This is a genomic window from Streptomyces coffeae (genome assembly GCF_016741875.1).
Taxonomy (GTDB): Bacteria; Actinomycetota; Actinomycetes; order Streptomycetales; family Streptomycetaceae; genus Streptomyces; species Streptomyces coffeae.
In genome coordinates this window covers 95,177-119,836 of sequence record NZ_JAERRF010000021.1, presented here as the reverse complement: position 1 = coordinate 119,836, position 24,660 = coordinate 95,177, and the positions used below count along the sequence as shown (strand labels likewise).

The following is a 24,660-nucleotide window of genomic DNA, read 5'->3' as shown; positions in this document are numbered from 1 at the left end:
TGACGACCAGTGTGCGGCAGGAATCCGATCATCGACAGGGCACGGCCGCGGCCGAGTGGATCTCCTGGCCCTCATACCGCTTCCGGGAGGTCTTGTTCGGCCCAGATCAGCTTGCCGCCCTCGGCGTAGCGGGTGCCCCAGCGGCGGGTCAGCTGTGCGACGAGGAACAGACCGCGGCCGCCCTCGTCGGTGGTGCGGGCGTGCCGCAGCCGCGGGGAGGTGTTGCTGGTGTCCGCCACCTCGCAGATCAGCATGTCGTGCCGGATCATCCGCAGCCGGATGGGACCGGTGCCGTGCCGGATGGCGTTGGTGACCAGTTCGCTGACGATCAGCTCGGTGGTGGGCACCAGGGCGTCCAGCCCCCATTCGGCGAGCTGGCGCACCGCGAGCGAGCGGGCGCTGGTGACCACGGCCGGGTCCGAGGGCAGATCCCAGGAGACGACATGGCCCGGCCCCAGCGCCCGGGTGCGGGCCAGCAGCAGCGCCACATCATCGCTCTGCCGTCCGGTCATCAGGGTGTCCACCACCGTCGAGCACAGCTCCTCCAGCGGCAGACCGGGCTGGGCGAGGGTGTTGCTCAGCCGCCCGAGCCCCACATCGATGTCCTGGTCACAGGTCTCGATCAGCCCGTCGGTGTAGAGCGCGATCAGGCTTCCCGCGGGCAGCTCCAGCTCCGCCGACTCGAACGGCAGCGAGCCCAGGCCCAGCGGGGGACCGGCGGGCAGCGGCGGGAAGGACACCTCGCCGCCGGGGTCCACCACCGCCGGGGAGGGGTGGCCCGCCCGCGCCATCGTGCAGCGCCCGGTGACCGGGTCGTAGACCGCGTACAGGCAGGTGGCGCCCAGCACCGCGGCGGCGATGCTCTCCTGCCCGGCGTCGCCCGCCCGTTCGGCCTCCTCCTCGGTGAGCCGGATGACCAGGTCGTCCAGATGGGCCAGCAACTCCTCGGGGGGCAGGTCCATATCGGCGAGGGTGTGCACGGCGGTGCGCAGCCGCCCCATCGTGGCCGCCGCGTTGATGCCGTGCCCGACCACATCGCCGACCACCAGCGCCACCCGCGCCCCGGACAGCGGGATCACATCGAACCAGTCGCCGCCGACGCCGTTGCGCGCGTCCGTCGGCAGATAGCGCGAGGCCACCTCGAGGGCCTGACCGCCGGTCAGGGCGTGCGGCAGCAGACTGCGCTGGAGCGCCAGCGCGGTGGCGTGCTCACGGGTGTACCGCCGGGCGTTGTCCACGCAGAGCGCCGCCCGCGCCACCAACTCCTCGGCGAGCAGCAGATCGTCCCCCTCGAAGGGCACCGGATGCCGGGAGCGGATGAACGAGGCCACGCCCAGGACGGAGCCGCGGGCGCAGATCGGCGCCACCATCAGGGAACGCATCCCGAACTCGCGGACCTTCGCGGTACGGGCCGGGTCGTCCCCGCTCCACGCCCCGATGGAGGCGTCCATCGCCGGGTCCAGCAGTGCCTCGCCGGAGAAGAAGCAGCAGGCGAACGGGGAGGCGGGGGAGATCGCCACGGTGTCCCCGGGCTCCGCGATGGACTCCGGGCACCCCTCGCGGATGGAGCTCTGCCCCGCGCGGCGGAAGGCGGGCAGGGTCTCACCCGGCCACGCCATGGGCTCCTCACCGCGCAGCACCGACTCCAGCAGATCGACGGTGACGAAGTCGGCGAGGGACGGCACCGCGAACTCGGCCAGCTCCTGCGCGGTGCGCATCACGTCCAGGGTTCTGCCGATCCGGGCGCTCGCCTCGTTGAGCAGGGCCAGTCGCTCGCGTGCCCGCCAGCGGTCGGTGACGTCCATGCCCATGTAGCACACGCCCACCGCGTTGCCGTCCGCACCGTCGAGACGGAAGAAGGAGGTGGAGTACGCGTGCTCGCTGTGCGGCTCGGCCAGGGTCCAGCCCCGGTACTCGTAGTCGACCACCGGGTCGCCGGTCTTGAGCACCTGCCGCATCTGCGCCTCGATCGCGTCGGTGTCCAGGCCGGGGAGCATGCTGCCGCCGAACCGGCGGCCCAGCCGCTCGGCGCGCGGCACCCCGCCGTAACGCTCCAGGGTGTCGTTGATCCATACGTAGTGCAGATCGGGGCTGAGCACGGCCATGCCGATCGGGGCGCGGGTGAGGAACGCGGTGAGCAGCGAGCCGCTCACCGCCCAGGTCGGGATCTTCCCCATGTCGATCGCGCAGACCAGCCAGCACCGCCCGCCGTCCGGCGCCAGCATCGAGCAGACCCGGAGCCCCACGTCGATCCGGCGGCCGTCCCGGTGGCGGACCTCCTCCATACCGCCCCAGCTGCCGTGGGTACGGCACCGGTCGGCGATGACCAGGGCCTTGGCCGTGTCCTCCGGTGTCGCCAGCAGTGTGGTGGCCGGCCGCTCCATCACCTCGGCCGACGGATAGCCGAGCAGCTCCTCCGCCGCGGCGGTCCAGCCGATGACGGCCCCCGTCGCGTCGATCAGTGCCGTCGCCGCATCCGCCATGTCGAAGGGGACATGCGTCTCGGTCGGCGCGATTCCCTCGGGGATGGCCATCGCACCCGTCCCATCTGCGGATACATTTCCCTTAATACTATGACTTCTGCCCCTTCTGGTCCCCGCGCTCACCCGCGACGGCGCGGGTGAGCTGCGGAACCATCCGGTCCAGGCGGAAGTAAGGCAAAGCTGACCTGAGTCGCTGCATGGAATCTCATCCTCCGGAATCTCTTGACAACGTTCAGGTGTGCGACTGACTATCGGCGCGTGAACTTGTCAGACAGCCAGACAGGTGATGCCTCGCTCCGCCGCGTCAGCGCGATGGAAGCGGTGCTCACCCATCTCCGGAGCGCCATCGAGCGCGGCGACTACGCGGTGGGGGACAAACTCCCCTCCGAGGCGGAGCTGTGCCGTCGCCTGGAGGTGAGCCGTCCGGTGCTCCGCGAGGCGCTGCGGGCCCTGCAGACCATGGGGCTCACCGCGTCCCGCACCGGCAAGGGCACCTTCGTCATCTCCAGCGGCCCGGTGGAGGATCCCACCTTCGGTGACTACGCCGCCAGCGACCTGATGGAGGTACGCCGCCACATCGAGATCCCGGTGGCCGGATACGCGGCGCTGCGCCACTCCTCCGAGGACCTCGACCACCTCTGGCATCTGCTGGAGCGGATGGAGCGGGAGACCGACACCACCGCCTGGGTGGCGATGGACACCCTCTTCCACCTCGCCGTGGCCCAGGCAGCCCGCAACCCGGTCTTCCGCAGGGTCATCGAGGAGATCCGGGACGCCCTGGCCCGGCAGTCGGCGTTCCTCAACGAACTCGGCGGCCGCCGTGATCAGTCGAACCGGGAACACCGGGCGATCATCGAGGCGCTCGCCGACGGCTCCGAACACGACGCGGTGGAGGCCATGTCCCACCACCTCGAACGGGTCGAGACCACCCTGACCTCCATCGTGCGGCCCGCCGCGGCGGACGGCCCTCCGGCCCCCGGCACGCCGTAGGCCCCAATCCCCCCCATCCCCCCAACCCCATAAGCCCCGAGCCCCGTGGGTCCCCGAGCCCCGGGCTCCCGACCCCCCCTGCATTCAACGCACCCAACGCACCCAACGCACCACGTACCGAACGCACCAAGCGCACCAACGGAAGGCGGACAGCAGGCGTGAGCGAGCAGTCCCTCCGGCAAGAAGTACGCCACCAACCCCCCACCGACCCACCCCAGCAGCACATCGACGCGGGCGACGCCGGGTACAGCAAGTCCCTCAAAGCCCGACATGTCAACATGATCGCCATCGGCGGCGCCATCGGCACCGGGCTCTTCCTCGGCGCGGGCGGACGGCTCAAGGACGCCGGCCCCTCCCTCGCCGTGGCCTACGCGATCTGCGGCATCTTCGCCTTCCTGGTGGTGCGAGCCCTGGGCGAGCTGGTGCTGCACCGGCCGTCCTCCGGCGCGTTCGTCTCCTACGCCCGTGAATTCCTCGGTGAGAAGGGCGCCTTCGTCGCCGGGTGGATGTACTTCCTCAACTGGGCCACCACCGGCATCGCCGACATCACCGCCGTCGCCACCTACACCCACTACTGGGGCATGTTCACCGACATCCCCCAGTGGGTGATCGCCCTCATCGCGCTCGCGGTCGTGCTCTCGGTCAACCTCATCTCCGTGAAGTTCTTCGGTGAGATGGAGTTCTGGTTCGCCATCATCAAGGTCGGCGCGCTGGTCGCCTTCATGGCCATCGGCATCTTCCTGCTGGTCACCCGGGAGCAGGTGGCCGGTCACAGCACCGGCCCGAGCCTGATCACCGAGCACGGCGGGGTGTTCCCGCACGGTGCGCTCCCGATGCTGCTGGTCATCCAGGGCGTGGTCTTCGCCTACGCCTCGGTCGAACTCGTGGGCGTCGCCGCGGGCGAGACCAAGAACCCCGAGAAGATCATGCCCAAGGCGATCAACTCCATCATGTGGCGGGTCGCCCTGTTCTATGTCGGCTCCGTGGTGCTGCTCTCCCTGCTGATGCCCGCCGGCTCCTACTCCGCCGACGAGAGCCCGTTCGTCACCGTGCTGTCCAAGCTGGGTGTACCGGCGGCCGGCGGAGTGATGAACCTCGTGGTGCTCACCGCCGCCATGTCCAGCCTCAACTCCGGTCTCTACTCCACCGGCCGGATTCTGCGCTCGATGGCCATGTCCGGTTCCGCGCCCAAGTTCACCGGCGTGATGAGCCGCACCCATGTCCCCTACGGCGGCATCCTCCTCACCGCCTTCTTCTGTGTGCTGGGCGTCGGCCTCAACTACGTGGTGCCCAGCGACGCGTTCGAGATCGTGCTCAACTTCGCCGCCATCGGCATCCTCGCCACCTGGGGCATGATCATGCTCTGCCATCTGCTGTTCTGGCGGCGCACACGGTCCGGTCAACTGGCCCGGCCCGGCTACCAGTTGCCCGGCTCCCCGTACACCGAGATCGTCACCCTGGGCTTCCTCGCCTCCGTCCTGGTCCTGATGTGGGCGGACGGCGGACCCAGCCGGGTCACCGTCATGGCGCTTCCGGCGATCGTGGTGGCCCTGATCATCGGCTGGTTCGCGGTACGCGGCCGGGTGCGCGACTCCCGGTGAACCACTCCTGTCAGAACCTGGAGCTCCCCGGCCGGGACCACCCGGCCGGGGAGCCTCCCGTCACCCGCCACTCCGAACACGAAAGCACCGTGATGACGACCCCCCTCGGGCTGTCGACCGACGCCGCCCGCCGTACCCCCGCCGAGCCCCCCGCCGTCCGTGAGCCCCGCCATGTGCCGCTGACGCACCTCGTCCGCGGCGGAATCATCGAGGGTGTGCACCACGGCTCGGCGGTGGTCCTCGGCCCCGACGGCCAGATCGCGTTCGCGACCGGTGACCCCGAGGTGGCGTTCTATCCGCGCTCCGCGCTCAAGCCCGTCCAGGCCGTCGCGCTGACCCGGGCAGGACTGCCGCTGGACGGCGAACTGCTCGCGCTCACCGCCGCCAGCCACTCCGGCCAGGAGCGCCATCAGACGGCGGCGCTGCGGATCCTGGCGTGGGCCGGACTGACCGAGGACGCGCTGCGCAACGTCCCCGATCTGCCCTACGGCGCGGCCGAGCGCGAGGCATGGCTGCGCGCCGGACACGGGCCCACCCGGCTCGCCCAGAACTGCTCCGGCAAGCACGCGGCGATGCTGCTCACCGCGCGGCTCAACGACTGGCCCCTGGAGGGATATCTCGATCCGGCCCACCCCCTCCAGCGGCTGATAGCCGACACCGTGGCGGACCTGACCGGACAGCGGGTCGCCGGGGTCACGCTCGACGGCTGCGGGGCACCGCTGTTCTCCGTCTCCCTCCACGGACTCGCGCGGGCCGCCGCGCGGATCGCCACCGCCGCCGCGGACACCCCCGAAGGCCGGGTCGCCGCCGCCCTGCGCTCCCACCCCGAGATGCTGTCCGGCACCGGACGCGATGTCGCCCGGCTGATGAGCGCCGTGCCCGGACTGATCGCCAAGGACGGCTTCGAGGGCGTCCAGGTGGCCGCCCTGCCCGACGGCCACGCCATCGCCGTGAAGATATCCGACGGCGCCGACCGGGCCCGGATGCCGGTGACCGCGGCACTTCTCGCCCGCTGTGGCGTCGCCTCCGAGACGCTCGCCGAGTTCGCCACCGCCCCGGTGACCGGCGGCGGTACCACCGTCGGCCAACTGCACGCCGTCGACGCCCTCACCGCGCCCGCCGTCTGATCCACCCACCGCCCCACGCCCCACCGCCGCCCGTTCCACCCCACGCCCCACCGCCACACGAGGAAGCACCGCACAGATATGACCTCCACCGTCGGCCACCGCCGCGAACACGACCTGCTCGGCGACCGCGAGGTCCCCGCCGACGCGTACTGGGGCATCCACACCCTGCGCGCCTCGGAGAACTTCCCCATCACCGGCACCCCGATCGCCGCCTATCCGCACCTCGTCAGTGCGCTGGCCGCCGTCAAGGAGGCCGCCGCCCGCGCCAACGAGGACCTCGGACTGCTCCCCCCGGCCAAGGCCGACGCCATCGCCGCCGCGTGCGAGGAGATACGCCGGGGGCTGCTGCACGACCAGTTCACCGTCGATGTGATCCAGGGCGGCGCCGGTACCTCGACCAACATGAACGCCAACGAGGTGATCGCCAACCGGGCCCTGGAGCTCCTCGGCCACGCCAAGGGCGACTACCACCACCTCCACCCCAACGAGGACGTCAACCTCAGCCAGTCCACCAACGACGTCTACCCGACCGCCGTCAAGGTCGCCACCATCATCGCGGTGCGCGAACTCCACACCGCCATGGAGACGTTGCGCGGAGCGTTCGCCGCCAAGGCCGAGGAGTTCCGCGACATCCTCAAGATGGGGCGCACCCAGTTGCAGGACGCGGTGCCGATGACCCTCGGCCAGGAGTTCTCCGCCTACGCGGTGATGCTGGAGGAGGACCAGAGCCGGCTGCTGGAGGCCGTCGGTCTGGTGCACGAGATCAACCTCGGCGCGACCGCGATCGGCACCGGTCTCAACGCGCCCGCGGGCTACGCCGAGGTGGCCCGCGGCCACCTGGCGGCCATCACCGGACTGCCCCTGGTCACCGCCGCCAACCTGGTGGAGGCCACCCAGGACTGCGGCGCCTTCGTCCAGCTGTCCGGCGTCCTCAAGCGCATCGCCGTCAAGCTCTCCAAGAGCTGCAACGATCTGCGGCTGCTCTCCTCCGGACCGCGCGCCGGTCTTGGTGAGATCAACCTGCCCCCGATGCAGGCCGGTTCCAGCATCATGCCCGGCAAGGTCAACCCGGTCATCCCCGAGGTCGTCAACCAGGTCGCCTTCGAGGTGATCGGCAACGACGTGGCCATCACCATGGCGGCCGAGGCCGGACAGCTCCAGCTCAACGCCTTCGAGCCGATCATCCTGCACTCCCTCTCGGAGAGCATCACCCACCTGCGCGCGGCCTGCCTGGTCCTCGCCGAGCGCTGCGTCGCGGGCATCACCGCCAACACCGACCAGCTGCGCGCCACCGTCGAGAACTCCATCGGCCTGGTCACCGCGCTCAACCCGCACATCGGCTACAGCGCGGCCACCAGCATCGCCAAGGAGGCCCTGGCCACCGGCCGCGGTGTCGCCGAACTCGTCCTGGAGAAGGGCCTGCTGCCCCCGGACCGGCTCGCCGCCGTCCTGCGCCCGGAGGAGGTCGCCGGACAGCACTGAGGCCGCCTTGGGCCCGGCGTCACTCCTGGCCGCCCCGCAGCCGGACCACCGCCGGGGCCGCGCTGAGCGGCAGCAGATCCCGGGGCCGGTCCGGCCGGGTCACCTCCAGGAGGATTCCGTCGGCGATGCGGTACGGGCGGTGCGCCAGCACCGCCCCCAGCCCGCGGCGCAGCCGGGACATCGCGGCCCGTACGGTCACCGTGCGCGTCGGATCGCCGAACAGGTCCTGGGCGAGCTGCGCCGCGGTACGCCCCTCGGGGTGGGCGGCCAGGACCAGCAGCACTTCGGCGTGGCGGGCGCTGAGCTGATGGGTCCAGGCGCCCGCCGGGCCCGCGAACGTCAGCGACCAGTGGTGCGGATGGCGTACGTCCAGCAGCAGACGGCCGGAGGCGGCCGGGGCGCCGTCCTCGCCGTACTCGCCCTCCAGCACCCGCAACAGATGCCCGCCCGGGAGCGGTTCGACCGTGCAGGTGCCCAGCGCGGGCAGCCACACCGGACCGTCGGCCGCCGCCTTCGGCAGCAGCAGCCGGCGGTCCTGGGGGTTCACCCCGGTGACCCCGGCGACCCAGCCGTGCGGATCGACCGCGACCGCCTTGCCCTGGAGCCGGGCGAGCACCGGCGCGGCGACCGCGCGCAGCCGGTCCAGCTCCCGGCTGTGGGCCAGCCGCAGTTCGCCCTCGGCCCACCGGGCGGTCGCGGTGACCAGGGAGAGCACGGTCGGATGGGCGGTGGGGGCCGGTCCGCTGATGTCGATGACGCCCAGCAGCCGGCCGTCCCGGGGATCCCGCACCGGGGCGGCGGCGCAGCTCCAGGTGTGGAAGGCGCGGACGAAGTGCTCCGCCGAGTGCACCCGGACCGGGGCGCGGACGGCGAGCGCGGTGCCGATCCCGGTCGTCCCGGTGACCTCCTCGGCCCACTGCGACCCCTCGATCAGCGCGATGCCGTCGGCGTGGCGGCGGATCCCGCGGTGGCCGTCGATCCACAGGATCCGCCCCTCCGCATCGGCGATGATCATGAGATGGCCGGCCGCCTCCGCCGCCTCCAGCAGCCCGCTGTGCAGTGTGGGCAGCACATCGGCCAGCCGGGTCTGCTGCCGCCGCCGCTCCAGCTCGTCCAGGCTCAGCGGACGCGGGGTGCCCCCGCGGTCCGGATCGAGCCCCAGCCGGAGCATCCGGTCCCAGGACTGGCCGATCACCGGGCGTGCGGGCAGCGGGAGTTGGCCGCGGCTCAGGGCGGTGTCACGCATGACCGCCATCAGACGGGCCGATTCGGCCGGACTCAGCGCGGCCAGGGGATCGGCGTGGCGCGGGTGCTGGATGCGCATGGGTTGCGGCCTTTCGTCACACCGCGGCCCGCCACGGCGGCGGGCGGGGTGTCCGCCTGCCGCCGGGTGTCGTGGTGCAGCCTCAAATCCGTGCTGAACAGGGCTTCGTTCTCTCCGCGATTGTAAGGTGGCCGCCGCCGCGGAGAGCACCGTGCCCGGAGTGGATCCGGCCCCGTCGCGGACCGCGCGCGGCCGGGAACGGCCCGGACCGGTCCGCAAGATCGTCCGGATGGGTGACCGGCCCGGCGTACGGGAGCGAACCGGGAACGTCCCGGGGGCAACCGCCGTTCAGGGGGGTGCGGACCGGCGCCGATCCCGCCATGTGGACAGATGGCAACCATGGGGTGACGCGTCGTAAGCTGTCCGTCATCGGCAGCTGGTGGGAGGTCATGTTGTCGCAAGGGGGGCCTGCTCGGGCCACGCTCACCGCCCTGCTGGCGAAGCTCTATCCGGAGGCGCGATCGGTGCGGCGGGTGCTGGACGCCGCCGACATCCCGGCCGGAATGGTGGACTTCGGCGGGGGCGCGCTCGACATGTGGCACGCGGTGCTGCGCGAGGCGGACAATCGGAGCAAGCTGGAGGGCCTGCTGACGGTCGCCGTCAGCGAGTTCCCGGAGAACGCCGAGCTGCGTGCGGCGCTGGCCGGCAGGCTCGGCCGGTCCGCCGTGCCCGGCCCGTCGGATCCGGGCGCCCCGGTCACGGCCACCCACGCCGAGAAGCTGATGGGAAGTCAGAGCACGCTGCTGCCACTGTCCTTCCTGGAGCACGGAGTGCGGGCCGCCCGCTGCGTCGGGCTGCTGCGCGGACCGGTGGAAGCCCTGGGCACCGGCTTCCTCGTGGCCGGGGACTTCGTCGTCACCAACCACCATGTGCTGCCGGACGCGGAGACGGCCGCCGCCGCCCGGATCGTCCTCGGCTACCAGGAGCGGCCGGACGGCGAGATCGACGGGGGCCGCAGCTTCCCCCTCGACCCCGGCCTCGGCTTCGCCACCTCCGAGGACCACGATCTGACCGTGGTGCGCTCCCGCGACCCGCTGAACGCCGAATGGGGCGCGCTGGAGCTCGCCCCCTCCGGCGCCGGGACCCCGCACCGGCTCAACATCGTTCAGCACCCCGCGGGCGGCCCCAAGAAGGTCGCGCTATACCACAACGTGGTCTCTCACAGCGATGAGAACCGCCTGCTGTACTTCACCGACACCCTGCCCGGCTCCTCCGGCTCCCCGGCCTTCGACGACCAGTGGCGGGTCGCCGCCGTCCACCGCGCGGGCGGCCATCTCCGGTCCCCGGACGGCACCGGGCACGTCTATACCAACGAAGGCGTACCGGTGCGCAGGCTGGTCGAACTGCTCGCCACCGCCGCCTCCTGAGAGCACATGCCCGTGGCGACCCCGATCGAATGCGTCTCATCGAACCTGGCCGGTCGCGCGGCCGAATCGGCGCGTACCCGCTGGTGTGGTCGCTTCGCCAAGGAGCTGGCCGAGCGCGTCGGAACCGCCGCCGAGGCCGGAGTCCTGCTCGCCCAGGCCGAATTCGAGGTGGTGTGGCCCGCCGAGGGCCCCGGTCCGCTCCAGGCGGTGCTGGACGGCGTGCTGCGGCGCCACGTGCACAACCCCGATGGCATGGAGCGGCTGTTCGCCGCGCTGGAGTTCCAGTACGGCGAGCCGCGCTGGCTCACCGCGCACCGGCAGGGCTACCAGGCGATCCGGGCCGAGCGGTGGGGCCTGCTCCCGGCCGTCGCCCCCGGGCTGCTCGACGCGCAGGAGCGCGCCGACCTCGACACCTTGCTGGGCGACCCGGGGTGTCCCACCGAGCCCGGCGAGCTGTGCGAGGTGCTGTGGGCGGCGGCCTCCTCCCTGGGACTCCCGGCCGCCAGGGACGGGCTGCTGACCGCGGAGCAGGCCGGGACGGTGACCGCGCTGGTCGAGGAGTTGGACGCGCGCAACAGCCCGGCCGGACGGGTGCCCCCGCTGCTGGTCTTCCTCGAACATCTCGCCGCCCGCGCCGAGGACGTGGCCCGCGCCGATCTGCGGGCCTGGATCGACGCCGTGGCCCAGGCCCGCGCCGACCGGGTGCCCACGGGGCGGCTCGCCGAGGAGCGTGCCGCGGCGGACGCGGCGGCCTCGGTGTCCGACACCTGCCATGCGTCCCTGACCAGTTGTCTGGTCCGGGTCGAGGGCTCAGGGCCGGGGGCCGGCCGGTACCGGCTCGCCGCCTGGCTCTACCGCCGGGGCCGCTGCCTGGGCATCAAGGTCCAGGACGACACCGTGTACACCGCGGCCGAGATCTCCGGCGGCGCCGAGGAGTTGATCGCCCGGCTCCAGCCGTATGTCCAGCATCTCGACCCCGAGACCCTCACCTTCGAGTTCCTGCTGCCCTGGGAGGCGCTCGGCTGGCCGGTGGACGAGTGGAATCTGCGCGGCGGCGGACAGCTGGCCGTGGCGCGCCCCATCGGCCGCTACGGCCCGGTGGTCGTCCGCTCCCTGGACCGGCTGCGCGACGGCTGGTCCACCTCCCAGTGGACGGCGCGCTGGGAGCGGCTGGACGGGCGGTCCGCCGCCGACGACCCACCGCCCCGGGCCTGTTGGCTGGACGGCGACGGCACCCCGGCGGACGAGGCCGACGACCGGTCCGAGAGCGACTGCCGCCCGCTGGTGGCGGACATGGCGTCGCCCCAGGCGCTGGCGGCCGAGGTCGCCTCCCGCAAGGACATCAGCTGTCTGATCCTGACCTACCCCTATCCGCATCTGGCCACCACGGTGCCGGACGCCCTGCTGTCCGCCATCCAGGAGGGCGTACCGGCCGCCGTGTGGTGGCGCGGCCACCGGGACGGCAGCGTGCCGCCCGGCCGCGCCCGGCGCGTCGCCGAGCTGGCCGAGGCGGGCGCCGGTCTCTCCGGCCTGCCCGCCACGGTGCTGACGTTGCGCCAGGAAGCCGCCCGGTGTGCCAAGGGAAGCCACGACGGAACGGGCATCGCGGTGTTGTGGGACAACCCGGGCTGGCATCCCGAACGGCTCAGAAGACTCGGCGGCCCCAGGGCCCACAGAGGAGGCAACGGATGATCCCCGAAGACCAGCAGTCGCCCGCCGAGGCGCCCGGGACGGGGGCCGTGGTGCCGGCGGCACGAGCCGGGACGGACCAGGTGACGGCGGTGCCGAGCTGGTGGATCTACTACGGCGACGGCGTCCGCCGCACCGGCTGGACCCCGCCCGTGGCACCGCCCTGGCGGCAGTTCGACGGCCAGCGGCCGGTGCCCGACGAGGAGGCCACGGACGCCGCCGCGGACTCCGCCGCCCGCGGCGAGGAACCGGCGGTGGACAGCTGCGTCCGCCACCGCGAGGAGAGCCCCGGCTCGACCGACATCGTCACCACCTACCGCGCGGAGCCCCAGGAGGCCCGTATGGTCAACGCCGCGCTCCATCTGCGCCGTCCGCTCCTGGTCACCGGCAAACCCGGCACCGGCAAGTCCAGCCTCGCCCGCGGCATCGCCCATGAACTGGACCTCGGCCGGGTGCTGCGCTGGTCGGTCACCAGCCGTACGACGCTCCTCGACGGGCTGTACGCGTACGACGCCATCGGCCGCCTCCAGGACGAGAAGCACAAGAGGAAGCGGCCCGACGACATCGGCAGGTACGTACGTCTCGGACCGCTCGGCACCGCCCTGCTGCCCTCCGACCGCCCCCGTGTGCTGCTCATCGACGAGCTGGACAAGGGCGATGTCGACCTGCCCAACGACCTTCTCTCGGTCCTGGAGGAAGGGGAGTTCCCCATCCCCGAACTCCAGCGGTACCCCCAGTGCGACGTCCGGGTGATGACCGACGACGGGCGCCGGGAGCCGGTCCGGCACGGCACGGTGCGCTGCGCGGAGTTCCCCGTGGTGGTGCTCACCAGCAACGGCGAGCGGGAGTTCCCACCCGCGTTCGTCCGCCGCTGTGTCCGGCTGGACATCGCTCCCCCCTCCCGGAAGAAGCTGGAACGCATCGTCGAGGCCCACCTCGGCCCGGAGGTGCTGCGCGCCTCGGCCGGACGTCTCGAGGAGTTCGCGGACGACCTCGAAAAGGGCCGGAAGCTGCTGGCCACCGACCAACTCCTCAACACCCTCCAGATGGAGAGCGCAACCGAGCACACCGACGACCCCGAGTGGCCCGCCGTGCTGGCGGCACTCCTCCGTCCGCTGAACGACACGGCATGAGCGACCTCACCCATCTCCTCGCCTTGGCAAGGGAGTTGAGCGGCGACGAGGACCTGACCGCCCGCGAGCTGGCCGAACTGCTCTGGCTGGCCGAGGAGGTCCGGGCTGCCCGGCAGCCGGCCGCGGAACCGGTGGATCCGCCGCCCGGCGAGCCGCCCGCGCCACCGGCCCCGCCACCGGCCCCGCCGCCGGTGGCCGGGGAGCCGTCCGAGGAACCCACGGAGGACGTCACACCGGACGAGGAACCCGCCGAGCCGCTCCGGCCGTCCGCCACCCCGCTCCACAGCCCCGCCGCGTCCGGATCCACGGGCGGGAGCGAGAACGGCGGCGGCGCGAAGGCCACCCCCCTTCCGCTGCGTCAGCCCTCCGCGCTTCCGCACCGGCTGGAGCTGGCCCGTGCCCTGCGTCCGCTCAAGCGGCGGGTGCCCGCCCCCGGCCGCCGGGTTCTGGACGAGCCCCTCACCGCGGACCGCTCCGCCCGCGCCCGTCGCCCGCTTCCGGCGCTGCGCCACGCCTCCGAACGCTGGCTGGAGCTGGCCCTGGTGGTGGACGAGAGCGTGTCCATGTCCGTGTGGCGCCGTACGGTGGACGACTTCCGCGCGCTCGTCGAGGGACACGGAGCCTTCCGGGACGTACGGATGTGGCGCTTCGACGCCGACGAGCCCGAGCTCGTCCTCCGCTACGGCCCATGCGGTGGCGACGGACGCACCACCCCGGGGGCCGAGGGGCGCAAACCGGCCGAGCTCCACGACCCCGCGCACCGCCGTCTGATCCTCGTCGTCACCGACGGCCTGGGCGAGCTGTGGGGCACTCCGGCCATGACCCGGACCTTACGGCAGTGGGCGCGCCGGGCCTCCCTGACCGTGGTGCAGGTGCTGCCCCCCGAACTGTGGCACCGCACCTGGCTGCCGCCGGTCCGCGCCGCGCTGCGCGCCACCGGCCCGGCCCGGCCGACCGTACGCCCCCTGGGCCCCGGCGGCACCCTCGGCGCGGGCGGCGGCCGCTCCTCACCGGACCTGGTGCCGCTGGTCACCCTGGACCCGGAGTGGCTGCGCCCGTGGGCCCAGGCGGTGTCCGGCAGCCGCACCACCTGGCGCCCCGGGTCCGCGGTGGACCTCGCCAAGGCCCCGTCGCACGGCGAGCCCGATCCGGTGACCCATCCGGTTCCGGACCACGAGACGCCGGCGGCCGCATGGGTGGAGGACTTCCGTACCTGGGCGACGCCCGGCGCGATGGAGCTGGCGTTCCTGCTCTCCGCCGCCCCGCTGACCCTGCCGCTGATGCGCTGGCTCCAGCAGACCCTGCTGCCCGCCACCGGCCCGGCGCAGCTCGCCGAGGTCTTCCTCTCCGGTCTGCTGGTCCGCACGACCGAGCGCCACCGGGGCGAGAACCCCGACCAGGTGGTGTACGAATTCCGGGCCGGGGTCCGCGACGAACTGGCCTCCGGGCTCACCCGCACCCGTGCCTACCAGGTGCTCACCACCCTCATCCGGGCCCCCGAGGCGCTGGCCGAACCCTTCGGCGGCTCACTGGACTTCCGTGTCCTGGCCGCCGATCCCACCGGCTCGCTCGAACTCGCCGACGGCCGGGTGTTCGCCACCGTGGCCGCCTCGGTGCTCGGCGGCCTCGGCGGTGAACTCACCACCTACGCGCAGCGCATCGACACCGCGCTGCGGGACGTCGAGACGCCGGAGGAGCCCGAGCCCGCCGAGGACGAGCCGCGCGGACGGGTCTGCGTGGCCGCCGCCCAGGTGGACGGGCGCGATGTGACGGTCACCTCCGCGGGCGGCGAGCTGTGGATCTGGGACCTGACCACCGGCCGGGGCCGGCTGGCCGCCCACGGCGGGGAGACGGCCGTCACCGCCCTGGTGTGCGCCGGCACGGCGACGGGGCGGGCGATGGTGGTGGCGCTGTACGCGGACGGTGTCCTGGCCGCGGTGGACCTCACCGCCCGGGAGGGGCGGGAGGCGTGGCGGCGGGGCGCGGGCGCCCGGCCCGGGGTGCTGGCCTGCGGCGAGGTCGCGGGCCAGCGGATCGTGGCCGTGGCCGGGCCCGACGGGATCGACCTGTACGACCTGGCCAGCGGGGTGCCGTTCCTGCCCACCGTGCCGGTCGCGGAGGACGTCCGGGCGCTGGCGGTGCTGACGGCCGACGGCCGTTCCCATCTGTTCACCGGGGACACCGAGGGTGTGGTGCGGGACCGGGTCCTGGGGCCCGGCGGCATGGGGGTGCCCCCGGCGGCGAGCGGCCCGGTGGGGCGCCGCCACTTCCTCAGCTTTGCCCCCGGGACATCGGAGGACGAATCCACCGCCGCCGCCTGCCGTGAACTCGCCGCGGGCTTCCGGGCGTTCGGCTGCCACACCCACGTCGCCACCGATGTGCCGGAGCGGGAATACCCCAGGGTGATCGACGAGATGACCTCGGGGTTCGGCGAAGCGGACATCGTGATCGTCCATATCGCGGGCCATCTGACGGCGGACACCGACGGGCTGCTGGGGCTCGTGCGCCCGGACCGGGGCGGGGGGCGGTGGATGCTGATCGCCGACGGCTGCCAGGAGGTCGCCGAAGACCGCTTCCCCGTCCTCGACTTCGACACCCTCATGGTCCCCGCGCCGGGGGTTGGTGCGGGGAGGCTCACCCGGGTGCTCGCCGAGGCACTGCGCCTTCTCGCGTCCGGACGCCGGAGAGCGCCGCGTGACGAGCCGTACATCCCGCTGAGGGATGTGGTGGAGCTCATGAATCTGCTGACCGAGGACGGCACCTTGCCCGATCCGGTGCTGCATCTGCGGTACACCCGCGGACTGCCCGACGAGTTCCTGCCCAACCCCGGCTATGAACCGTCGGCGGAGACGGATGTCCCCGAGCGCACCTTGTGGAGGTATCCGCAGGACGCGCCCACGTTCCGGACACTGACCGGATGGATCGGCAACCCTTCCGCCTATCCACGGCTGGCACTGGTGCTCGGCCCCGAGGCCAGTGGCAAGACCACCTTGGTGGCCACGGTGATGAGCTGGGTGCGGGAGAGCCTGGCCAGACCGGAGGTCTGCATGGTGTCGGCCTACGGGGCCACCAGCACGGCTCTGACGGAGCTGCTGGCCGCGCAGCTCAGCGCGCCGGACGAATTCCCCCGCGGGGTGGAGCAGTTGGTGGAGTGGCTCGGCCACCGGGGGGACCAGCCCCTCATCGTGGTGGACGCCCTGGACGAGACGCCGTACGCCCGCGCCATCGTGCGGGAGCTGCTGCTGCCGCTGCTCGACTCCGGTGTGTGCCGTCTGCTCATCGCCTCCCGCGCGGGTCGCCACACCAGGGAGCTGACGGAGAACAACCGGCCGGTGCTCACCGTCCGCCTCACCGCCACCCGTGAAATGCGGCGGCGTGCGCTGCGCAATGTGTGCGAGGAGATGCTCGGTTCGGCCCCTTTCTACCGCCGCCGGGACGACGCGCCCGTGCGCCAGGCGTTCAGCGAGGCCGTGGCCAACACCCTGGTCGAGCAGGGCGCCCCCGTGGAACAGATCGTCGTCGCGCGCGCCTTCGCCGGTTTCATCGCCTCCCGGGGCGAGCCGCTGGAGGACGTCACCGAGGCGGAGTGGGTCGGATCCGGGGTGCCGAGGACCCTGTCCGACGTGGTGCAACTGCTCCTCGCCGACGCCCGCAGCCCCTGGACCAGGCTCGTGCTCAAAATCCTGGCGGCCAGCAAGAGCGGGGGCCTGGCCGACACCGAGATCCAGCGCCGCTGCGGGGCGTTCGGGGGCGCACCGCCCTCGCTCTACGAGGTGCGGGAGGCGCTGGTGCCGGTCCGGGGACTGGTCAACACCACCGTGGACGCACACGGAACCGCCCGGTACCGCGTGGTCAGTGTCGCCGTCGCGAACCGCGTACGCACCGCGCGGACCGCCGATCCCGACCTGGCGTGCGATCCGTTCCCGGTGCGCCCCTGGTCCTCACCGTCCACGGTGGCCCGGCAGCCGGGCGCTGCCCTCACTCTGGCGGTCGACGGCCGGTCGCCCGCCAGCACGCTGGTGTTCACCGGCCCTGGAGCGACGTGCCTGTCCTCCTACGTCGTGCGGGGTGAGGACCGGCTGCGTTGTGTGCACCTCACCCCTGGCGAGGAATTCCTTCCCCATGTGGGGTTCGTGGAGTGGTCCGGGGGCAGGGCGGCGGTTCTGGGGTCCCGGTCGGGGCTGTCCGTCGTCCCGTTGGACGGCCCGAGCGTCATCGTCTCCCGTGCTTCCGAAGGGCTCGGCGCCATCGAGGCGTTCACCGCCACCACCAGCGTCGCCGGGCGGCCCGCGGCCATCACGGTGGACGGCGAGGGGATCCCGCGGACATGGCGTCTGGACAACGGCATGCCCCTGGGACGGCCCTGCGCCGCCGTGCCCCGGGTGCTGTTCCTCCACCCGTCCGAGCTGAACCCCTGGACCGCCGGGCTGGGCGACGGCCTGGCCAAGGCCGGTCTCCGGCTCCCCGCGGACGGTGTGGATCTGCGGACGCTGCCCTATCTGCCCGTGCTGCAACCACCCCCGGGCGAGGCCGAATCGGACGCCGAGGTGCAGGCCGCGTTGTCCGCCGCGCAGCAGCAGCTGCCGGAAGGAGCCACCAGGAGCAGATTCTCGTTCCGCGGGCTGCTGAACTCCCTGACGCGGCGGCTCGGTGTGTTCCCGGACTGGCTGCCCGCCGTCACCCAGGAGTTCATCACCTACCTGAACGACGACGCGCGCCGGGCGGCGGTCCGGCGCATGCTCGGGGAGGCGGTCGCCGCACAGCGGCCCCAGGTCCTGATCGCGCATGGGATGGGCTCCGTCATCGCCTACGAGGCACTGTGGGAGCGGCCCGAGCTGTCCGTGGAGCTCCTGGTCACGATGGGTACTCCGATCGGCCTGGACGCGATCTTCTCCCGGCTCGAACCCGCGCCCGTGGACGGCCGGGGGCTGAGGCCACCGGCGGTGCGGCGCTGGGTGAACCTCGACGGCCGGCTGGACCCCCTGTCCTACCGGCCGCTGACCGCGAGGTTCGACGGCGTCGCACGTGACATCCCCTGCGAGGGAGCCGGAGCGCCGCTGGGCGGGGGCCGCAGGAGCTATCTGAACCATCCGGCCCTGGCCGAGGTTCTGGCCCCCTACCTCACCCCTGCGAAGGAAGGGAAACCATGACGGACGAACGGCGGCGTCCGGAACCCGAGGGGGATGCGGCGGCTCGTGAATCCCATGGCGCCGGCGGCCCGTTGCTGCCGCTGCCCGGACGCTCCACCGAGTACGAGGTCTATCTCTTCCGGTGCGGGGTGTGCGGCGAGGAGAGCACGATGATGTTCATGGACGCGGGGGAGACACCCCTGTGCGGCAGGGATCCGGACCACGGGGCGACCACATGGGTGAGATGAGCCGAGCGGCACGCGGTGCGGCGCGAGGGCGCCGGTGAAGCTCGACAGCGTGGCGAAGCCCCTGTCGCCCGCACTCTCCGGCCGGTTCTTCCTCGTCTCGACGCTCCCCACCGCCGCGGGCGCCGTGTTCGTCCTGGTGCTGCTGTGGGCGGGCGCCCCCGATCCGGTGCGGTTCGAGCGGGCGTGGCGGACCGCGGCCGGGCTGAAGGCGGGCGAGGTGCTGCTGCTGGTGCTGAGCCTCACCCTCGTCGGCGTCGTCACCATGCCGCTGCAACTCTCCCTGGTGCGCTGGCTGGAGGGGTACTGGCCGCGCTGGCTCGGCTGGCCCGCCGCCTGGTGCACGGCGTTGCAGAAGCGGCGGCGCGGTCCGCTCGGCTGGCCGTACGGCAGCGCCGTACCGTCCGCCGCCCTCGTACAGCGCGCGGGGGAGCGCGGTGCCTGGCAGCGCAGCCGTTTCCCGGTGGAGGACCACCTGCTGCGCCCCACCGGGCTCGGCAACGCCCTCACGGCCGCCGAGCGCCGTGCCGGGCGGCTGTACGGACTGGACGCGGTGGTGGTGTGGACCCGTCTGGAGCCGGTGCTGAGCGACCGGGTGCGCGCCGCGGTGGCCGAGGGCCGTGACGCGCTCGACGCCGCGGCCCGTCTCTGTGTCACCGCGGGTGCCGTCGTCCCTGTCTCAGCGGCCCTGCTGTGGCGGTCGGAGTGGTGGCTGCTGCTGGCGCTGGCCCCGGCCGTCATCTGCTGGGCCGCCTACGCCGCCGCGGTGCACGCGGCGGTGGCGTACGGCGAGGTGCTGGCGGTCGCCTTCGATCTGCACCGCTTCGACTTGCTGACGGCGCTTCATCTGCCGTTGCCCGACGACCGCGCCGCCGAACGGACGGCCAACGCGGAGCTCAGCAGGCTGTGGCGGCAGGGCGCGGGAAGCCCGGCCGGGATGGTGTACGACCATCCCCCGCAGCCCGCCGAACCGGTCTCGCCCCCACAACCGCCCCAGCCCACGGGCACCCCTGGCGGCGGACCCTGAACGCCCTTCCACCCCCGCTGACCGCGTCCTTCCACCACGGTCATCCGGGCCCTGGCCCGGGGGTTGGCTCGGGACGGGGTTCCGGGGCGCCGGCGGGGGAGACGAGTGCCGAGACGGCGCGGGCGTGCAGGGAGTCCAGGGTCGCCAGCTGCCGGCCCGCCGCGTCCAGCAACTCCGCGAGGTGGCCGGTCTCCAGGCGGGAGTCGTGCACGGCGGCGGCGAGCAGGGTGCGCCACAGCAGGGCCTTGCCCTCGACACCCAGCCGCATCGCCTCCAGCTCCAGCACCGTGTTCAGCCCCGAGCGGCGGCGCATCCGGCCCCTGGGCCGCAGCCGGGTGAGCCGCTCACCCGCCCACGCCCCGTAGACCTTGTAGCGACGGGTGGGCACATCGAGCGCGGCCATGCACCACAGCAGTGCCGTGCGGTCGCGGGCGATCTCCGCCTTGAGCCTCGTCAGCTCGCCGCTGTATGCCGAGTGCCGGTGCTCTCGGGCCATCCGGCGGGCGAGCCCGACACCGGCCGTGGCACCGGCCAGGTGGTCGTTGAGGTAGATCTGGAGCATCCGCGGCGCGGAGGCGCTGCCGGAGCGGGCGAGGGCCGGTACCGCCATGATCGTCCTCCCGAACGCCGGGGCCCCGGGGGACCCGTTCACGCCCAGGGGTACCCGTCCGGGCCCGGCGCCAAGGCCCTTCTCACCCGTGCGGGGGGCCGGAGGAGGCGGACGGCGCACCCCGGTCGCGGGTGGCCCGCTGATGCAGATGTTCCAGGGCGTCCCGGAGGATGGTGCTCTCGTGCCACTCCAGCCAGGCGCCCCCCTGCGCGGCGAGATGGGCGAGCATCCGGTCCTCGCCCGCGGTCAGGTGCCGGCCGGCCCTGGCCACATGGAGCGAGAACACTCCGACGACCTGGCCCGAACCGCCGGTCATCGGGATGCTGTGCACGGTGCGGGAGCCCGTGGAGAGGATGAGTTCGCGGGCGGTGTCGGAGAACACCCGCTCGGTGGCGACGTCCGACATGACCGGGCGGCCGTGCTCGGCCGCCAGGGCGCAGGTGGTCTCGCCCTCGCCGACGACGGCGAAGAAGTCGATGAACTCCTGGTCGAAACCGTGGTGCTGTTCCATCCGCAGCCGCCGCGCCGAGTCGATGAGCTGGAGGTCCCCCATCTCGCAGCCCACCGTCTCCAGGGCCTGGTGCAGCACCCGCTTCACCACCGCGCCGCGGTTGGCGCCGCGGTGATGCGTCTCCGGCAGCAGCGGCAGCGGGGGTGCCGGACGGCGGACGCGACCCGGGAACCACAGCGCGCTGCCGGGGGCGGGGCGCGGGACGTCCACGAGCGCCGCGGCCAGGGTGCGCAGCTTGACGTTGTGCGCCTGTGAGCTCTCCTTCAGCAGGGCGAACGCCGTCTCCGGGGCGGCCAGTCGGTACCGCTCCAGCAGGATGCCCTGCGCCTGTGCGATCAGCGGATGCGAGCGCAGCTTTCCCCGCAGATCCGCGGTCTCCTGCCGCAGCCGCTCCAGCTCCGCCTCCCGCGCGACGGCCGTCTCGCGCTCCGCCCCGGCGGCCGTCCCCGCCCCGGTGGCGGGCGGGGCGTCGGGTGCCACCGCCCGCTGCGCCTCCGCCACGGTGGGGAACAGCCGCACGCCGGAGTCGACCAGCGTCAGCCCCAGCAGCCGCGCCACGGCCTCGGGGGCTGCGGCCAGGAGCAGCGTGCCGCCGGTCGCGTGCAGCGAACGCACACAGTCGAGCAGTCCGCGCATACCGTCCGCCGTGACCGTACGGACCTGGGACAGGTCCACGACCACCGCGCCGGTCCGCCCGCGCAGCCCGGCCCGCAGTACCGCGGAGAACAGCGGATGGTCCGGTCGGTCCAGGTCGCCGTCCGGGCGCAGCGTTCTCCCGGGACCGCTCGTCTGGTACATCTCAGCCCTCGTTCCCCCCGGGGATTCTCAAGGGGGACTGTGCCCCGGGATGCGCCCACCATGGTCGGGCCCGGGGCCGGGAGTCAACGTCGGCCCCGGCCGCGCGGGTGCCGGGGAAGACGGGAGTACGAAGGGTCCCCGCCTTCTGGTGGACGGGGGTGCGCGCCCGGCGCGCGGAACCGCCGTCCGCGCTCCGGCTGTGGCGATCATCACCCGGCACTCCATGGCAGAAAAGGTGGGAAGCGCGTCATTGCTGCCATCACCCACGGCGGCCAGCATGGACCGTATGGAACGGCGCACCGTACTCATCGCCCTCTTCGACGGCGTACAGAGCCTGGACTTCACGGGCCCGCTGGAGGTGTTCTCCGGCGCGGCCGGTATGGTGCCGGGCGCGTACGAGGTCAGGACCGCAAGCCTCGACGGCTCACCGGTGCGCACCTCCAGCGGGCTGACGGTCACCCCGGACCTCGCGCTGCGCGGCGCCCCCGCCCCGCACACCCTCCTCGTCCCGGGCGGTGAGGGCACCCGGGCGTTGCATCCCGGCGTGGTGGCGTGGCTGCGCGAGAACGCCCCGGCGGCGCGGCGTCTGGTGTCGGTGTGCACCGGGGCCTATGCGCTGGCCGCCGCCGGACTGCTGGACGGACGCCGGGTGACGACCCATTGGGCGTTCGCCGAGGGGCTGGCCGAGCGGTTCGCCGCGGTGGACGTGGACCCGGATCCCATCTTCATCCGCGACGGGACGGTGTCCACCTCCGCCGGGGTCACCAGTGGCATCGATCTCGCGCTCGCGCTCGTGGAGGAGGACCTCGGCCGCGACGTGGCGCTCGCCATCGCCCGCTACCTGGTTGTCTTCCTCCGCCGCCCCGGCAACCAGCGGCAGTTCAGCGTCCAGCTCGAGGCACAGAGCGCACAGCGCCGCCCGCTGCGCGACATCCAGCAGTACATCTCCGAACACCCCGGCGCGGATCTGTCCGTCGCCGCCCTGGCCGAGCGCGCGCATCTCTCCCCCCGCCACTTCGCCCGCGCCTTCCGGGACGAGATAGGCACCTCGCCCGGCCGGTATGTGGACCAGGTGCGGCTCGAAGCGGCCAGGCGGCTGCTGGAGGACACCGACGGCGGGATCGAGGAGGTGTCCCGCGCCTGCGGCTACGGCACGCCGGAGGCCATGCGCCGCGCCTTCGTCCGTGACCTGGGCGCCGCGCCCGCCGAGTACCGGCGCCGGTTCCACCCCTGAAAGCCCGTTCTCCCACGACCACGTCCTGGCCCACCGCCATGACGCCATCACCACTGACCGAAAGGCCATGTTGTGCAGATCGCGATCCTGCTCTACGAGAACTTCACCGCTCTCGACGCCGTCGGCCCGTACGACACCCTGGCCGGACTGCCCGGTGCCCAGCCGGTGTTCGTCGCCGAGCGCCGCGGTCCCGTACGCAATGACAGCGGCAGCCTCCACCTGGTGGCCGAAGCCACGCTGGAGGAGGTGGAGCGGCCGGACATCGTTCTGGTGCCCGGCGGGCCCTTCCCGGCCGAGCAGCAGAAGAACCCGGCGGTGCTCGAGTGGCTGCGGGCCGTGGACACCACCACGACCTGGACGACCTCGGTGTGCACGGGTTCGCTGATCCTCGCCTCGGCCGGGCTGCTCACCGGCCGCCGCGCCACCACCCACTGGACCGCCATGGAGAGCCTCCGGGATCTGGAGGTCGAGGCCGTGGACGAGCGCTATGTGTTCGACGGCAAATACGTCACCGCGGCGGGAGTTTCGGCCGGGATCGACATGGGGCTGGCCCTGGCCGGGCGGATCGCCGGGGACCCCATGGCGCAGACGGTGCAGCTGATGCTCCAGTACGACCCGCGGCCGCCCTATGACAGCGGTTCGCCGAGCAAGGCCCCGGCCGAGCTGACCGCCCGGATGCGGAAGGAGGCCGCCGGACAGTAGCCCCTGTGACGGGGGAGCGGGACGGCGGGTGCGGGGACCCGCAGTCCCCCGCCACCACCTGCCACCACCATGGGACCGAAAACGGCCGCCCCGCGCGGCCTTGTTCGCCACGGTCGCCGTTATGGCAGCAGGCCCCGGCGGCGGGCGATGACCACGGCCTCGAAACGGGTCCGGGCGTCCAACGTGCGCATGGCGCCGCGCAGATACGCCTTCACGGTCTCGGGGCGCAGCGAGAGACGATCGGCGGCCTCGGCGTTGGTGCAGCCCAGCGCGATCTGGGCGAGCACATCGAGCTCCCGCGGGGAGAGCGAAACGGCGGGTTCGGGGGTGGCGGAGCCGAGTCCGGCGAGACGGCGGGAGACCGCGCAGAGCCGGGCGCGCAGTGCCTCGTCCCCGACGGCCTGGGCGATCACCCGCAGCTCGGCGTGGAGTTCACGGACCTCCTCGACCATGAACCGCTCGCCCGGGGCGGCGGGTTCGGCCTCCGCCGCGCGCCGGAGCCGCAGCCGCCGGTCGACCTCGTCCCGGACCGCGAGCTCCCCGGCCAGCTGCCGCGAGACGTCGACCACCGCGTCCGTCACCCGGTCCCCGAGGCAGATGACGCTGCGGCTCGCGCCGTACAGCACCCCGCGCACCGTGCCGGTGACGACCACGGGCACGGCGACCACGGAACGGATGCCCTCCGCGGACACCGGGCCGTCGTAGTCATGGGTGATCGACCGGGCCGCCTCGTAGTCGGCCACGGAGGCGGGCCGCGCACTGGCCAGAACGCGGCCGCCGAGGCCGGTCGCGGTTCTGATGCCGAGCCCGCGCAGCGCCGCCGTCCGTACCCCGGCGAACTGCGACAGCCGCAGCACGCCCTCGCACACCTGGCCGCCGAAGACGACCGGGAGGCGTGAGCGCTTCTGGACCGACCGGAGTGCCTGCCGGAAGGCGTCCCCGTCGTCGGGCCGCAGGGAGATGTCCGTACTCGATGGCATGTGCCCCTGCCCCTTTCCGGGGGTAACCGGCGTTGTGCGTATCGCGCAGCATAAGAGGCGTAACGCCGCGGCAAAAGGCCCTGTGCCGGAAAAGAAAGGGAGTTGTCGAGGCCGGAATGTCAATCGGCGGAGCCCCCGGGAGAAACGGGAATGTTTCCCCTTTTCCGTTCTCCGGGCGCCCGTGCCGTGGAATTCCCTCGGCGTGAACTCGCCCAGGTAAGGCGTGCG

At 73.0% G+C, this 24,660-nt stretch carries 17 protein-coding genes; 12 read left to right on the top strand and 5 right to left on the bottom strand.

Annotated elements, in window-relative coordinates; all coding sequences use genetic code 11:
- Positions 1-71 precede the first annotated feature (71 nt).
- On the bottom strand, positions 72-2,534 hold the full coding sequence (locus JK363_RS29325; protein WP_201879445.1) for a SpoIIE family protein phosphatase: 2,463 nt from the start codon (positions 2,532-2,534) through the stop codon (positions 72-74).
- Between the two features lie 207 nt (positions 2,535-2,741).
- Between JK363_RS29325 and JK363_RS29320 the strand changes: the two genes are divergently transcribed.
- The 4 genes from JK363_RS29320 to aspA all read left to right on the top strand — a co-directional run bounded on the left by JK363_RS29320 (position 2,742) and on the right by aspA (position 7,683).
- Complete coding sequence (locus tag JK363_RS29320) at positions 2,742-3,473, top strand: FadR/GntR family transcriptional regulator (protein WP_201879443.1); 732 nt, start codon at positions 2,742-2,744, stop codon at positions 3,471-3,473.
- 158 nt (positions 3,474-3,631) lie between these two features.
- Positions 3,632-5,074 (top strand): amino acid permease, encoded by a 1,443-nt coding sequence (locus tag JK363_RS29315; protein ID WP_201879441.1) that lies wholly within the window; start codon positions 3,632-3,634, stop codon positions 5,072-5,074.
- Between the two features lie 92 nt (positions 5,075-5,166).
- Entirely contained in the window at positions 5,167-6,201 is a 1,035-nt protein-coding gene (locus tag JK363_RS29310; protein WP_201879439.1) for an asparaginase, read from the top strand.
- Between the two features lie 78 nt (positions 6,202-6,279).
- Positions 6,280-7,683, top strand: coding sequence for an aspartate ammonia-lyase (aspA, locus tag JK363_RS29305; RefSeq protein WP_201879437.1), 1,404 nt, complete (start codon positions 6,280-6,282; stop codon positions 7,681-7,683).
- A gap of 19 nt (positions 7,684-7,702) precedes the next feature.
- Here aspA and JK363_RS29300 read toward each other — a convergent pair whose 3' ends face one another.
- Entirely contained in the window at positions 7,703-9,007 is a 1,305-nt protein-coding gene (locus JK363_RS29300; protein WP_201879435.1) for a helix-turn-helix domain-containing protein, read from the bottom strand.
- A 344-nt stretch (positions 9,008-9,351) separates the two neighbouring features.
- Here JK363_RS29300 and JK363_RS29295 point away from each other — a divergent pair, with 344 nt between their 5' ends.
- From JK363_RS29295 to JK363_RS29270, 6 genes are all read left to right on the top strand, one after another.
- Positions 9,352-10,374, top strand: a complete 1,023-nt coding sequence (locus JK363_RS29295) for a trypsin-like peptidase domain-containing protein (protein WP_201879433.1) — start codon at positions 9,352-9,354, stop codon at positions 10,372-10,374.
- 6 nt (positions 10,375-10,380) lie between these two features.
- Positions 10,381-12,066, top strand: coding sequence for a VMAP-C domain-containing protein (locus tag JK363_RS29290; RefSeq protein ID WP_201879428.1), 1,686 nt, complete (start codon positions 10,381-10,383; stop codon positions 12,064-12,066).
- 89 nt (positions 12,067-12,155) lie between these two features.
- Complete coding sequence (locus JK363_RS29285) at positions 12,156-13,196, top strand: AAA family ATPase (protein WP_372444872.1); 1,041 nt, start codon at positions 12,156-12,158, stop codon at positions 13,194-13,196.
- A complete protein-coding gene (locus JK363_RS29280; protein WP_201879425.1) occupies positions 13,193-18,346 on the top strand; it encodes an SAV_2336 N-terminal domain-related protein in 5,154 nt (1,717 codons plus the stop codon). The genes JK363_RS29285 and JK363_RS29280 overlap by 4 nt, the downstream gene beginning before the upstream one ends.
- Positions 18,343-18,573: a hypothetical protein gene (locus JK363_RS29275; protein WP_201879423.1), complete on the top strand. Its 231-nt coding sequence runs from the start codon at positions 18,343-18,345 to the stop codon at positions 18,571-18,573. Before JK363_RS29280 ends, JK363_RS29275 begins: the two co-directional genes overlap by 4 nt.
- Before the next feature lie 49 nt (positions 18,574-18,622).
- Positions 18,623-19,597: a hypothetical protein gene (locus tag JK363_RS29270; protein WP_201879421.1), complete on the top strand. Its 975-nt coding sequence runs from the start codon at positions 18,623-18,625 to the stop codon at positions 19,595-19,597.
- Between the two features lie 40 nt (positions 19,598-19,637).
- Here the strand turns inward: JK363_RS29270 and JK363_RS29265 are convergent, their stop codons facing one another.
- Positions 19,638-20,207 (bottom strand): hypothetical protein, encoded by a 570-nt coding sequence (locus JK363_RS29265; RefSeq protein ID WP_201879419.1) that lies wholly within the window; start codon positions 20,205-20,207, stop codon positions 19,638-19,640.
- Positions 20,208-20,289: 82 nt separating this feature from the next.
- Complete coding sequence (locus tag JK363_RS29260) at positions 20,290-21,516, bottom strand: ANTAR domain-containing protein (protein WP_201879417.1); 1,227 nt, start codon at positions 21,514-21,516, stop codon at positions 20,290-20,292.
- Between the two features lie 286 nt (positions 21,517-21,802).
- On the opposite strand from JK363_RS29260, the gene JK363_RS29255 reads away from it, so the two are divergent.
- Positions 21,803-22,750: a GlxA family transcriptional regulator gene (locus JK363_RS29255; RefSeq protein WP_201879414.1), complete on the top strand. Its 948-nt coding sequence runs from the start codon at positions 21,803-21,805 to the stop codon at positions 22,748-22,750.
- A 72-nt stretch (positions 22,751-22,822) separates the two neighbouring features.
- Positions 22,823-23,452, top strand: a complete 630-nt coding sequence (locus JK363_RS29250) for a DJ-1/PfpI family protein (protein ID WP_201879412.1) — start codon at positions 22,823-22,825, stop codon at positions 23,450-23,452.
- 119 nt (positions 23,453-23,571) lie between these two features.
- On the opposite strand, the gene JK363_RS29245 is transcribed toward JK363_RS29250, so the two are convergent.
- Positions 23,572-24,432, bottom strand: coding sequence for a helix-turn-helix transcriptional regulator (locus JK363_RS29245; protein WP_201879410.1), 861 nt, complete (start codon positions 24,430-24,432; stop codon positions 23,572-23,574).
- Between the last annotated feature and the right edge of the window lie 228 nt (positions 24,433-24,660).